Annotated in this window: 14 protein-coding genes; 4 read left to right on the plus strand and 10 right to left on the minus strand. The window is 70.2% G+C overall.

The genetic code is table 11. The features are described 5' to 3' along the window. Positions 1 to 11: 11 nt before the first annotated feature. Positions 12 to 728, minus strand: coding sequence for a FadR/GntR family transcriptional regulator (locus ABD793_RS39660; protein WP_344868791.1), 717 nt, complete (start codon positions 726 to 728; stop codon positions 12 to 14). A gap of 150 nt (positions 729 to 878) precedes the next feature. Between ABD793_RS39660 and ABD793_RS39665 the strand changes: the two genes are divergently transcribed. Next, positions 879 to 1,847 (plus strand): aldo/keto reductase, encoded by a 969-nt coding sequence (locus ABD793_RS39665; protein ID WP_425548845.1) that lies wholly within the window; start codon positions 879 to 881, stop codon positions 1,845 to 1,847. Further along, positions 1,844 to 2,674, plus strand: a complete 831-nt coding sequence (locus ABD793_RS39670) for an amidohydrolase family protein (RefSeq protein WP_344868794.1) — start codon at positions 1,844 to 1,846, stop codon at positions 2,672 to 2,674. The genes ABD793_RS39665 and ABD793_RS39670 overlap by 4 nt, the downstream gene beginning before the upstream one ends. Before the next feature lie 80 nt (positions 2,675 to 2,754). On the opposite strand, the gene shbA is transcribed toward ABD793_RS39670, so the two are convergent. The 4 genes from shbA to ABD793_RS39690 form a co-directional block, all read right to left on the minus strand. After that, entirely contained in the window at positions 2,755 to 3,426 is a 672-nt protein-coding gene (shbA, locus tag ABD793_RS39675; RefSeq protein ID WP_344868796.1) for an RNA polymerase sigma factor ShbA, read from the minus strand. A gap of 252 nt (positions 3,427 to 3,678) precedes the next feature. Then, positions 3,679 to 3,969: a DUF202 domain-containing protein gene (locus tag ABD793_RS39680; RefSeq protein ID WP_344868797.1), complete on the minus strand. Its 291-nt coding sequence runs from the start codon at positions 3,967 to 3,969 to the stop codon at positions 3,679 to 3,681. After that, positions 3,966 to 4,313, minus strand: a complete 348-nt coding sequence (locus ABD793_RS39685) for a YidH family protein (protein ID WP_344868798.1) — start codon at positions 4,311 to 4,313, stop codon at positions 3,966 to 3,968. The genes ABD793_RS39680 and ABD793_RS39685 overlap by 4 nt, the downstream gene beginning before the upstream one ends. 10 nt (positions 4,314 to 4,323) lie before the next feature. Further along, positions 4,324 to 4,800 carry a GtrA family protein gene (locus ABD793_RS39690; RefSeq protein WP_344868799.1) on the minus strand — a complete coding sequence of 159 codons (477 nt, stop codon included), beginning with the start codon at positions 4,798 to 4,800 and terminating at the stop codon, positions 4,324 to 4,326. A gap of 145 nt (positions 4,801 to 4,945) precedes the next feature. Between ABD793_RS39690 and ABD793_RS39695 the strand changes: the two genes are divergently transcribed. Further along, complete coding sequence (locus ABD793_RS39695; protein WP_344868800.1) at positions 4,946 to 5,362, plus strand: hypothetical protein; 417 nt, start codon at positions 4,946 to 4,948, stop codon at positions 5,360 to 5,362. 136 nt (positions 5,363 to 5,498) lie between these two features. After that, positions 5,499 to 5,804, plus strand: a complete 306-nt coding sequence (locus ABD793_RS39700; RefSeq protein ID WP_344868801.1) for an iron-sulfur cluster biosynthesis protein — start codon at positions 5,499 to 5,501, stop codon at positions 5,802 to 5,804. A 5-nt stretch (positions 5,805 to 5,809) separates the two neighbouring features. On the opposite strand, the gene ABD793_RS39705 is transcribed toward ABD793_RS39700, so the two are convergent. The 5 genes from ABD793_RS39705 to ABD793_RS39725 all read right to left on the minus strand — a co-directional run bounded on the left by ABD793_RS39705 (position 5,810) and on the right by ABD793_RS39725 (position 12,323). Beyond that, complete coding sequence (locus ABD793_RS39705; RefSeq protein ID WP_344868802.1) at positions 5,810 to 7,138, minus strand: FAD-dependent oxidoreductase; 1,329 nt, start codon at positions 7,136 to 7,138, stop codon at positions 5,810 to 5,812. After that, on the minus strand, positions 7,131 to 7,784 hold the full coding sequence (locus ABD793_RS39710) for a VC0807 family protein (protein WP_344868803.1): 654 nt from the start codon (positions 7,782 to 7,784) through the stop codon (positions 7,131 to 7,133). The genes ABD793_RS39705 and ABD793_RS39710 overlap by 8 nt, the downstream gene beginning before the upstream one ends. Continuing rightward, positions 7,781 to 8,380 carry a TetR/AcrR family transcriptional regulator gene (locus tag ABD793_RS39715; protein ID WP_344868804.1) on the minus strand — a complete coding sequence of 200 codons (600 nt, stop codon included), beginning with the start codon at positions 8,378 to 8,380 and terminating at the stop codon, positions 7,781 to 7,783. Before ABD793_RS39715 ends, ABD793_RS39710 begins: the two co-directional genes overlap by 4 nt. Before the next feature lie 1,874 nt (positions 8,381 to 10,254). After that, positions 10,255 to 11,379 (minus strand): glycerate kinase, encoded by a 1,125-nt coding sequence (locus tag ABD793_RS39720; RefSeq protein WP_344868805.1) that lies wholly within the window; start codon positions 11,377 to 11,379, stop codon positions 10,255 to 10,257. Then, positions 11,376 to 12,323, minus strand: coding sequence for a 2-hydroxyacid dehydrogenase (locus tag ABD793_RS39725; protein WP_344868806.1), 948 nt, complete (start codon positions 12,321 to 12,323; stop codon positions 11,376 to 11,378). The genes ABD793_RS39720 and ABD793_RS39725 overlap by 4 nt, the downstream gene beginning before the upstream one ends. Positions 12,324 to 12,542: the final 219 nt, after the last annotated feature.

A 12,542-nucleotide genomic window follows, 5' to 3' on the forward strand; every position in this document is an offset into this window, starting at 1 on the left:
GGCCCGCGCGGTCAGGAAGCTGCCGCGGCCGGTTCGGCGTCGTCGCTGCCGGCCGGGGTGAGCGTGCTGCGCAGCCACTGCTCGACACCCGCGACGTGCACCGTCGCCCAGGATCGCGCCAGCTCCGGTTCTCGGCCGGCGATCGCCTCGTAGATGGCTGCGTGCTGCTCCCGGGTGCGCTCCACCGCGCCCTCCTGGGTCAGCCCGCGCCAGATCCGCGCCCGTGCGGTGGGCCCGGAAAGACTGTCCAGCAACGAACACAGCACCGGATTTCCGGAGCCCTCCGCGATCTTGCGGTGGAACTTCAGGTCGTTGGCCACCAGCGCCTCCACCGTGGGAGCCTCGGCCAGCTCGCCGAGCAGCGCGGCCAGCTCGGCCACGTCCGCGTCGCTCATGTGCAGTGCGGCCAGCGCAGTGGCGGCGGGCTCCAGGATCCGCCGTACGGCGAGGAAATCCAGCACGGTGTCGTCGCGGTGGAAGTCGACCACGAACGTCATCGCGTCGAGCAGCAGGTTCGGTTCCAGGCTGGTCACGTACGTACCGTCGCCCTGGCGTACGTCGAGCACCCGGATCAGGCACAGCGCCTTCACCGCTTCGCGCAGGGAGCTGCGGGAAAGCCCGAGCCGCTGGGCCAGCTCGGCCTCCTTGGGCAGCCGGTCACCCGGTGCGAGCTCGCCCGAGACGATCATGCCCTTGATCTTGTCGATCGCGACATCGGTGACGGGCATTCGGGACCGCCCTCCCTGCAGAGACCTCGGATGTTTAGGGGTACTCCGCACAGCGTGCCACGTACTCCGTCAGGAGCAGCGATGACCCACGGGCCGGTACCGCGAAGAGTGACCGTCCGCACCGGCGCGGCTTCCGGGTGGTGAGTGCAGATGGACCTTCCCCCGCTGGGACTCGGCGGCGCGCAGCTGGGCAACCTCTACCACGCGATCTCCGCCGAGACGGCCGAAGCGACCGTCCGCAGGGCCTGGGACGAGGGCATCCGCTACTTCGACACCGCTCCGCACTACGGGCTCGGGCTGTCCGAACGGCGGCTCGGTGCCGCGCTTTCCGCGTATCCGCGCGACGAATACCTGCTCTCCACCAAGGTCGGCCGGGTGCTCCGGCCACACGCGGCCGAGCCGGGCGAACGCGACGACCAGGGTTTCGACGTGCCCGCGACCTACCGCCGCCACTGGGATTTCAGCCGGTCCGGCGTAGTTCGCTCACTGGAGGACAGTCTGGTCCGGCTCGGCGTGGACCACGTCGACCTCGTCTACGTGCACGATCCCGACGACCACTTCACGGAAGCGGTTTCCGGAGCTTTCCCGGCTTTGCTGGAGCTGCGTGCACAGGGTGTGGTGCGGGCGATCGGCGTGGGCATGAACCAGGCGCCGATGCCGGCCGAGTTCGTGCGCCGGTTCGACCTCGACCACGTGCTGATGGCCGGCCGCTACACCCTGCTGGACCAGTCTGCGCTCGACGAACTGCTGCCGTTGTGCCTGGAACGCGGCGTCGGCGTGGTCGCCGGCGGGGTGTTCAACGGCGGCATCCTGGCCACCGCGGAACCGGGCGGGATGTACGACTACGCGGCCGCGCCCGCCGGTCTGCTGCGAAAAGCGCAGCGGATCGCGGAAATCTGCGCGTGGCACGGGGTTCAGCTGCCGGATGCGGCACTCGCCCTGCCGGGTACGCATCCGGCGGTGCACTCGGTCGTTCTCGGCGCGCACGACGCCGGGCAGGTGTCGGTGAACGTTGCCCGTGCGGCAGCCGAGATTCCGGCCGGCCTGTGGCACGACCTCGTCGACGCCGGCCTGTTGCGGGCAGAGGCAGCCGTGGTGAGTCCGGGAGGGACACCGTGATCGATTCGCACCACCATTTGTGGGATCCGGCCCGTCGCGGCTATCCGTGGCTGTCCGGCGACGCACTGTCCCCGATCCGCCGGCCGTACACAGTGGACGATCTGCGAACGGTCACCACGGCGGCGGGCGTCCACGCGACGGTGCTCGTGCAGACCGTGCCGGATCAGGGCGAGACGGAGGAATTCCTCAGCACGGCGGCAGCCGAACCGCTGATCGCCGGGGTCGTCGGCTGGGTGGACCTGGCCGCCCCGGACGTCGCCGAGCGGCTGGCGCGGCTCAAGGAGCTCGGCCCGCTCGTCGGCATCCGGCACCAGGTGGAGGACGAGCCGGCCGCGGAGTGGCTGCTGCGCCCCGAAGTGCTGCGCGGGCTGGCCGCGGTCGGCGCCGCGGGACTGGTCTACGACCTGCTCGTCGCGCCGGCGCAGATCGCCGCGGCACAGCAGGTGGCGCGCAGGCTGCCGGAGCTGCCGCTGGTGCTCGACCACGCGGCGAAACCCGGCATTGCGGCAGGGGAGTGGCAGCCGTGGGCGGAGGGCATCACCGGGCTGGCCGAACGGGAGAACGTGCACTGCAAGCTGTCCGGCCTGGTCACCGAGGCGGACTGGCACGAATGGCAGGTCGGCCACCTGCGCCGCTATGCCGACCATGTGTTCGCCGCCTTCGGCGCGCAGCGGGTGCTGTTCGGCAGCGACTGGCCGGTGTGCGAACTGGCCGCCGCGTACGAAGTCGTCCTGGCCGCCGCGCTCTCGCTCACCGGCTCACTCAGCGACCCGGAACGACTGGCCGTGTTCGAGCACACCGCCACGCGCGTGTACCGGCTGGGCTGAGCCGTCCCCGAAGAGCCCTCCGCCCGGCTCGCCGAGTCTGGGTGAGTGCCTGCCCACGCCCGGCATCCACCAGCGAGACTTCAGAAGTCCTGGCCCTGGATCATCTCGCGGAGCTTGCTCAGTGCACGGTGCTGGGTGACCCGGACGTTGCCTGCCGAGATGCCCAGTGTCTCGGCGGTTTCGTTCGCGCTCAGGCCGACGATGATGCGCAGTGCGAGGATTTCCTGCTGCAGCGGCGCGAGCCGGGTGAGCAGTTCCTGCAGCCGGCTGCCGAGGTCGAGCCGCAGTGCGTGCAATTCCGGTTCGTTGCCGGTCAGCGGGCGCTCGGGCAGTTCCGGCACCGGATCGGACCGGTCGCGGGCGACCGCGCGGTAGGCGTCCGCGACCTTGTTCGCCGCGATCGCGTGCACCAGGTACAGGAACGAGCCGCCGCGGTCCTGGTAGTCGGGCAGCGCCTTCAGCACCGCCATGCACACGTCCTGTGCCACGTCGTCGGCGGAGAGGTAGGACAGGTCGCGCCCGCCCATCCGGGCCCGGCAGTAGCGGGCCACGACCGGGCGGAGCACCCGGAGCAGCTGCGCGATCGCCGCCGGATCGTTGCGCCCTGCCGCGCGCACCAGCGGATCGAGATCCTCCTTGGTGAGCCGGCCGCCGGAGCGGGGCAGCTTGTCCGGAGTCACGTACCCCGCGACCGCGGGGTCCTCGGTGACCGCACGTTCCTCGATACGGGACGGCTTCGACGGTGCTGGCATGGTCGTCTCCCCGGCGACCCGGCGACCGTCGCAGTCTTGGGGTCAACACTCTGTGATGTTGCGGTCGCAGCTACCCCGATCAGCGGGATGATGGCCACGTCCGTTGCGACGCTGGGTAACCTTAAGTGGCAGCGTGCCCGGTCGTCCATCTTTCAACTACGAATACCCCGTTAGCAGCAGTGGTCTTGATACAAACGAGACCGAGCGATGCACAGTACGAATTCCGGCTCGCAGAATGTGCGGAGACACCCGTCAGTACGTCACGAACAGTGACAGCGCGGTGGCGCAACAGAGAGTGGTCACCAGCGCCGGGAGAACGGGTTTCAGTGCGGCCGGTTCCGAGGTGCGGCGGAGCGTTCGCTCACGGTGACTCCCGACGAGCACGATGCTGGCGGCGGCTCCTGCGGCGAGCGCGGCAGGCAGGGCGTGCCAGCCCCCGCCGTGGCGTACCGCGTTGGTGAGCAACAGGGCGGCACAGGTGAGGGCCGCGAGCGCGGTGCGGAGCCACGCGAGGCCGGTCCGCTCCGCTTGCGCGCCACTCACGCGACCACAAACAGCACGACAGCGGCGACGGTGAGCAGCAGGACTCCTGCGGTCAGCAGCAGCACCATGGCGCTGCGGGGCAGCGCTTCGCCTGCCCGCATGGCGATCTGCACCCGCCGCCAACGTGGGTACGCGGCGGCCGCGAGCGCCGCGGCGAGCACGACGCAGAGCCCGGCGAGCACCGTCCCGGCCGCGCCGGCCGGCACGAGCTGGTGCACCGCGACCCCGCCGGCAAGCAGCCCGAGCGCGGTACGCAGCCAGGCGAGGAAGGTGCGTTCGTTGGCGAGGGTGAACCGGTAATCGGGTTCGCTGCCGCCAGTGTGTGGTCTGATCTGTTCCGGCACGCCCCGGAGGTTAGCCGCGTCCGGCCGGTTGCCCGGCCTCGCCGGCGCTGCGGCGGGCGAAAACCCACCAGCGGAGCACGGCGAACCGGAGTACGCCACCGACGAAGCTCGCAGCCAGCAGTGCGCTCGTCTGCTCCCATGCGGTCGGGTGGTTCACCAGTCCGTCGAGGCCGGCCAGTACGAGCGAGCCGTAGCCCGCGTAGAAGGCGAACGTCGCGAGGTCCTGGAAGTGGCGTTTGCCCGCACGGCTGGTGCGTCCGGCGAACGTGACGCGTCGGTGGAACTCGGTGTTGCCCACCGTGGTGAGCGCGATCGCCACGAGATTCGCCCACTGCGCGCCGACTTCCGGCTGCAGCACAAGGAAAAGCACGGCCTGCAGGCCGGTGGTGATTCCGCCGGCCAAGAGGTACCACGCGGCGTGTCCGCCGAGTTCGTGGTGCCGGTGCGCGAGCAGCGGCTGCGCCGGCGTCCACCTGGTGGTGGTCATGACTGCGACGTTACCCGCGGTTCACAAACTTGTGAACCTGATGAACCAGCTGAAGGCCTGTGATCCGGGTGACAGCCGCGGGGCTGTTTCACCGTGCCCTGCCTCGGGTAAATCCCCTCGAACGACGCGGACGTCGGGAGGGCTCATGAGTGACCGGCAACCCGCCGAAGACGACACACTCGATCCCAGTGCGGCACTGGACGAGGACGAGCTGGGTGTCGACCCGCTCGAACGCGGAGTGGAGCCACCCGAGCACTGGAGCGCTGCGGAACGGGTCGGGACGACCCCCGCGGAGGTACGCGAGGGCGAAAGTCACGCGGAACGGCTCGCCGAGGAGCAACCGGACGTGCAGCCGGAACCGGTCCCGGACCGTCCGCTGGCCGCGACCCCGGCAGAGGATCTCGACGAGTCGGTCGAAACCGCGCCGGTCGATGTCGAGGACGTGACCCCCGGCGACGGCCCGGCCCGCCGTCCGGTGGACTCCGATCCCGGCGAGCGGGCGGACGAACCGGACGGCACGGTCGCCGACGCGATCCGTTCGGCCCGGAACAGAAGAGCGTGATTCACCCGGTCGTTGTGACCGGCACCACCGTCGGAGGATCGGTCGCCCGCTCACGCTGCGCGACCGCCTTGCCGACCTTAGCGTGAAAAACCACCATCCGACCTCGCATCCGACCGCGACGAAGGGAAGGCCGAAGATGCTGACCGTCACCGAAGCCGCCGCCGAGGCGATCACCGCGCTGACCGCCCAGCAGGACACCGAATCCGCCGGCGACAGCGGGCTGCGGTTCGCGCTCCAGAGCATGGAAGGCGACGGTGCCCAGCTGGCGCTCTCCGTCGCACCCGCCCCGCAGGACGGCGACCGGGTGGTCGGCGCCGACGGCGGTGCCAAGGTCTTCCTGGAGCCGCAGGCCGCCGCTCTCCTCGACGACAAGGTGCTGGACGTCCAGCAGGACGAGACCGGCGACGTGGCGTTCGCCGTGTTGCCGCAGCAGTCCGTCTGAGCCGGTCAGGACGGGCGGCCGAACCACCGGCGCAGGGCGCTGTCCAGGCCCGGCCCGCCCGTCCAGGCCAGATACCCGTCGGGGCGGACGAGCCGTGGCTCGGTGCCCTCCCGTACTTCGACGCGATCGGCCCAGCCCGGCGGCAACGGCGCGCCGGTGAGCACGCCGCTGCCGTCCGGGGTGGCCGCGATTTCGGTGGTGCGCCCGGAAATTCCGGGGTAAGTGATGCCGATGCCGGACAGTTCCATCGCGAGTTCGCGACGGGCTTCGGGCACGGCGAGCAGTCCGGTGACGACCTCCCGGACCGCGGCCGAATCGGGGTTCGGCATGCCCAGCGCCGCTTGCGCACGCGTGTGGACGAGCACGCGCGCGGCGACCGGGTGGCGTTCGTCGTGGTAGCTGTCCAGCAGTCCGGCGGGTGCGTGCCCGCGGATCTGCGCGGCCAGTTTCCAGCCGAGGTTCGCCGCATCCTGCAGCCCCAGGTTCAGGCCCTGGCCGCCGACCGGCAGGTGGATGTGCGCGGCGTCGCCCGCGAACAGGACCCGGCCGTGGCGGTAGCGTTCCAGCTGCCGTGCCGCGTCCCCGAACCGGGACGCCCACCGGACTTTTCCCACTTCGATCCCCGGTCCGTGCACCGCGGTCAGCGCCCGCTGCAGCTCGTCCGCCGTGACGGGGTCGTCGCGGCCGAGCTTCTGCTGTTCTTCGCCCGCGACGACCACGCGGTGGCGTCCGCCGGACAGCGGCAGCAGGAATCCCGAGGCGAGCGACGGCAGATGCCATTCATCGGCGAGACCGTCGGGTTTCCTGGCGAGCTCGATGTCCGCGACGACGAGCGAGATCCGCGCTGAGTAGCCGGGGAACGCGGCATCCAGCAGCTTCCGGACCGTGCTGTGCCCGCCGTCCGCAGCGACCAGCCAGCCGGCTCGGTGCTCGCCTCCTGCGGTGACCGTGACGCCTTCGTCGTCCTGCGTCACCGAGGTGACGGCCGCGTCGCGCAAGACCGGCCGGCGCAGCTGTGCCTCGATCGCCGCCGCGATGTGGGCCTGTTCCACGCCGAGCTGATACGGGAACCGCGTCGGCAAATCGGTGTAGTCGATCGGGAGGCCGGAGAAGTGCCCGGCCGGCAGCCGCGCCTGGACGTGCGGTTCGATGGCGGTGAGCAGGCCGCGCTCGGCCAGCACCTCGACCGAACGGGGCTGCACGCCGAGCGCTTTCGACTGCGGGCTCGGCCGGGCAGCGCGCTCCAGGACCAGTACGTCGAGCCCGGCACGTTCCAGTTCGAACGCGGTCAGCAGCCCGGTCGGGCCTGCGCCCGCGACCAGGACGTCAGGCATCGAGGTTCTCTTTCCTGAGGTACCAGACGTGCCAGGCGATCAGGCAGGCCAGTGAGCCGAACCAGACCACGTTGGTGACCAGCGAGATGAGGTCGATCGGCAGCACGTAGACGAGCACGATGTGCACCGCGGCGCCCGCCAGCAGCACGCCACCCCATGCGGCGGTGTTGATGCGCATGCCGCGGCGGAACCGGCTGTCGTTGTCCCAGCGGGACGCCCACGCGGCCGCACCTTCGGCACCGCGTTTCAGCTCGGCGATCGTACGGCCGAGGATCAGCTGCGCCGGCCTGCCGGCCCAGACCGTGACGAGCATCCAGGCGCCGAAGAGGCCACCGAGCGCAGCCGTCCAGCCTTCGCGGATCGCGAGCGTTCGCGGGTCGTCCGAGAGCAGGCCGAGCACCACGGAGAGCGCCAGTACGCTCACCGTGACCATCGCGATGAGGTCGATCCGCCGCCTGCGCACGACCGTCCACACGACATACGGCGCGACCACCAGGACACCCGCCATCATCGCCCACCACTGGTTCACCCCTGCCGCGCGCAAGCCGTAGAACAACACCATCGGCACGACGACTTCGAACACGACGGTGAACACGTTGGCCCGCACGACGCGGCGCAGGCCCATATCGGTCTGCTGAGTGGTCATCTTTCCCCCTTGGTTTCCGGTGCGGCTGCCCGCACGTACAAATCGGCGAGCTCGCGCCCGAGCCGGGCGAGCTCGGCGGGACCGGTCTGCTCGGCGGCTGCGGTGGCCACGACCGCGTCGAGCCCGGCGGTGAAGGCGAGCGCCACGGCCCGTGTGTCGAAGGGGCGGAAAGCCCCCGCTTTCTGCCCGGTCCTGAAGTGCTGTTCGAACAGGGTGAGCCGCCCGTTCACTGCCTCACTGCGCGAACCGGCGTTCTTCACGAGGTCGATCAACGCGCGGACTTCCGCCGGATGCTCACCGACCATCGCGACGTTCGACTCGATGTAGGCCCGCAACTGCCCGACATGGCCCTCGGCAGCGTCGATGCGCGGCTCCATGAACGCCCGCATGACCTGCTCGATCTCCGCGACGCACGCCGCGAGCAGATCGTCCTTCCCGGCGAAGTGGTAACTGATCATCCCGGTACTGGACAACCCGGCCCGCTTCGCGATCCGGCTGAACGACGCCTTGGCAAACCCGCCTTCGGCGATCACCTCGATCGCCGCCGTCACGATCTGCGCCCGCCTGCCGGATTCGGTGAACGTTCTTGCTCGCATGAGCAAAAGTTAGCTTGGATGAGCAAGAAAGGCAAGCGGTATGCGTTGCTGGGCGGTGTGAGCTGCGGAAATGGGTGGTGGCCGCGGGTTCGGGCCGGTTCTGTTCGGCGGCCGGTTTCGGGGCCGCCGGACTGCCGGTTTGGGGGTGATCGTCTTGCGGAGAGCCGGCGATTGACTGTCGCTCGCGAAGGTCGATCGCCGGGGCGACTACGGTCGAGGGCGCGCGTGCCTGTCAGGCGTTGCTGCGCGGGTGGCTGTCGTCGGCGGGGTGAGCTGGGGATCGCGGTTGGCAAGGCCGTTGCCGGGCAGGCGGTCGTCGCCGGTGCGGATTGGTGAGCGCGGTCGGTAGGGCGATTGCTGGGTCGTCACGGTGTGGATTGGTGAGCGTGGCTCGCCGAGTGCTGACGGCACGGACGGCAGCGGTTCGCGGGCGTGGACCCCGGGCACGACTCGTGCGGTTCGGGATCGTGGCTAATGCCAACCGCCGGCAGCGATGCACGGTTCCCCGACGATGACGGCCACGCCGAGTGGCTCCGCAGTCCGCAGGTCAGCCCCCGGCCCCGGTGAGTGCAGCTCTTCTGCCAGCCACAGCTTCCGGCCCGACCGCGCGATCGGCCCCGCAGACGCGTTCGGCAGTGGTCGCGTTGGCGTTGGCAAGAAGCCACACCGCTCTGGCGACTCGCACGCCGGGTGACCACGAACAACGTCGTGCCGCCCGATGCGAACGCGAGTGTTGGTGGAGATGCTCTCGCCGGTGACACCGAGCGAGCATGCAGCACAGCCGTACCGCCACCGGATCAGCGGTGTGATCCCGAGAAGTGCGCGCGCCCCGCCAACGTGAACGGCAAAGCGGCCCGGCAGGAGAGCGCCGCCACCACCCGCCGGCCCCTCCGCCGCGTTGCCACCCCGCACGAGAACCCGAACCCGGCCGACCAACCGTCCGTCCCCGACAGGACGCATGCCGCGCAGCCCGCCCCCGCGACGGGATTGCCTGCGTGGCCAGTCTGATGGTGTGGTTCGCAGTGTGTGCACTGCCGGTCCGGCGGTCTGCCTGATGGTGGGCGGATTGTGGTCGGTCCAGCAGTCTGTCTCCGTGGCAGGACGGATGCCGGTCCCTGTGACGGATTGCCTGCGTGGCCGGTCTGGTGGTGTGGTTCGCAGTGTGTGCGGCTGGTCCGGTGGTCTGCCTGGTGGTGGGCGGATTGTGGTCGGTCCAGCAGTCTGTCTCCTCGGCAGGGTGTGCGTGTCCGATCCGGCAGCCCGTCCTCGTACCAGTGTGTGGGCTGGGCTGGCGGTCTTTCGTCGTGGCAATATGTGCGTGGCCGGTCTGGCCGTCTATCCGTGTGGCAGTGGGTGGGCCAGTCCGGGGGTCTGCCCCGTGGGGGTGTGCGGTCAGCCCGGCGGTCCGGCTCGCAGATTGTGTAGGTCCGGTCCGACAGCCGTTTCAGTGGCAGTGTGCGGCCGATCCGGCAACCTGCCTCGCGGGGTTGCGGTCACTCCGGCGGTCTGTCCCTTTAGGGCACGGTCATTCCGGCAACCTGTCCTTTCGGGGCACCATCGCTTCGTCCGTCCGGCTCGCGGAGGGGTGTGTGTCCGGCAAGCCCGGCAGACTGCCGGTGGTCCCAGCCCCACTGCCTGCCCCGTGGCTGAGCGTTGCCGTCTAACCCGTAAGTCTGTTCCGTAGCAGGAAATCGGCGTCGAGGTATCGGTGATCTACCCGTGGGCAGGACATGGTTGCCCCGCCTACTTCGCGAAGCGGGGCTGCCCTGCTCGCTCCGGGCCGCGGCACGGCCGGCAGTCACGGTGCATCGGTCGAATCCGGCGCGTCGGCATCCGGTCCGTCCACAAGGGACTAGACAAGGGGCTCGACAGGCTCACCTCCCCGCCCACTCCCGGACCAGGGCGCCCGCTTGTGTGCGCAGCAATGCCGCCGCGTGGGTGCGGGCGTAGTCGACCGACGGGGCGTGGTCGATCAACGCGCTGCTGCCCACCACGCCCAGTCCGGCCAGTGCCGCGGCGTCCAGCCGGATCTGCCCCGCCAGCACCAGAAGCGGTGCCTCGGCCCGGCTCGCTCTGGCGGCGATACCCGCAGGCGCCTTGCCGGACAACGACTGTTCGTCCAGCGCACCCTCGCCGGTGATCACCAGGTCCGCGCCGGCCAGCGCGGAGTCCACTCCGGTGAGGGAAGCGATCAGGTCGAAACCCGATTCGACGCTTGCCCCCAAACCGGCGATAGCTCCGGCTGCGATACCGCCGCCCGCGCCCGCGCCGGGGACGTCCGACACGTCCCGGGTCCCGGCGTTCACCAGCACCTCCGCCCACCGGGCCAACGCGGCGTCCAGTGTGGTGACGTCGTCGGGACCCGCACCCTTCTGCGGGCCGAATACGGCTGCTGCGCCGTTTTCGCCCAGCAGGGGATTGGTCACGTCCGTCGCGACGGCCACCGGCACTGTCCCCAGCCGTTCCCGCGCCGGGTCGAGTTCCACCCGCGCGACCCGTGCCAGCGAGCCGCCGCCGAGGCCCACCGGCGACCCGAACGGGTCCACCACCCCGGCACCCAGCGCGGCCAGCATGCCCGCCCCGCCGTCGGTGCTCGCGGTGCCGCCGACGGTCAGCACGAGCCGCTGGGCGCCTCGGCTCAGTGCGTCGGCCAGCAATTCACCCACGCCCCAGGTGTGCGCGGCGAGTGCCACTTCCGGGCCCGGCGTCACGAATTCGATACCGCACGCGCGGGCCGACTCGATGTAGGCCGCGCCCTCGAGCAGCACATACCGCGCCTCGACCTGTTCCTCCAGCGGGCCGAGCACCGGGAGCCGCACCATCGTGCCACCCGCGTTTTCCAGTACCTCCAACGTTCCTTCGCCTCCGTCGGCGACGGGGCAGGCGGCCACCTCGGCGTCCGGCAACACATCTCGTACGCCCAGTGCGATCGCTTCGGCGACCTCGACCGCGGTCAGGCTGCCCTTGAACTTGTCCGGTGCGATCACGACACGGGTCACGGCTTGACCTCCGTCAGCGGTTCCGCCCCGGTGAGTACCGAGGCGACGTTTCGTGCGGCCAGTACTGCCATCGCGGTGCGGGTCTCCACTGTGGCCGATCCCAGATGCGGGGTCAGCACCACGTCCTCGCGGTCGAGCAACCGCGGTTCGACGTCCGGCTCCGCCTCGAACACGTCCAGCGCTGCACCGGCGATCTCCCCGGCCTCGAGCGCGTCGGCCAGCGCGGTCTCGTCGACCACCGGTCCGCGTGTCGTGTTCACCAGGTACGCGCCGGTTTTCATCGCCCGCAACGCGCCGGCGTCGATCAGATGGCGCGTCTCCGGGGTGAGCGGACAGTGCAGGGAGACGAAGTCCGCGCGCCCCAGCAACTCCTCGAACGGCACGAATTCGCCGGCGAAATCCGGTTTCCGTGACCGTCCTGAGTAGACGATCCGCATCCCGAACGCGGCCGCCCTGCCTGCCACCGCGCGACCGATCTCCCCGAGTCCGACGATACCGAGCGTCTTGCCCTGAAGTGCGGAGCCGAGCAGGAAACCCAGGTGGAACGACCACGGCCGGCGCGCCCGCACGAGCCGCTCGCCCTCGCCCACTCGCCGGGTGAGCGCGAGCAGCAGCGCGAAAGTCAGATCGGCGGTCGAATCGGTGAGCACACCCGGTGTGTTGGTCACCACCACACCGCGTTCGGCCAGCGCGGGAACGTCCATGTTGTCGTAACCCACTGCGACGTTCGCGACCACCTTCAGCGCGGGCCCGGCGGCATCCACGACCGTGCTGTCGATCCGGTCGTGCAGCATCGACACCACCGCCGACGCCCCGGCCACGAACTCACCCAGCTCGCCAGGCGTCAGCGGCCGGTCCGCCCGGGAAACCTCCACCTCTCCCAGGGAACGCAATACTTCCACGGCCTCGTCCGGAATCCAGCGGGTAACGGCGATCTTCGGCATAGCAGCAGCCTAATGCCCACAGCGGCACGCGAGCGAGGTTGTCACCGGGGCTGGTTGTGCGTGGTGGTGGTTGGTGGGTGTGGTTGTTGCTGGGGCTGGTTGTGCGTGGTGGTGGTTGGTGGGTGTGGTTGTTGCTGGGGCTGGTTGTGCGTGGTGGTGGTTGGTGGGTGTGGTTGTTGCTGGGGCTGGTTGTGCGTGGTGGTGGTTGGTGGGTGTGGT

It is taken from the genome of Amycolatopsis ultiminotia (genome assembly GCF_039536925.1).
Lineage (GTDB): Bacteria > Actinomycetota > Actinomycetes > Mycobacteriales > Pseudonocardiaceae > Amycolatopsis > Amycolatopsis ultiminotia.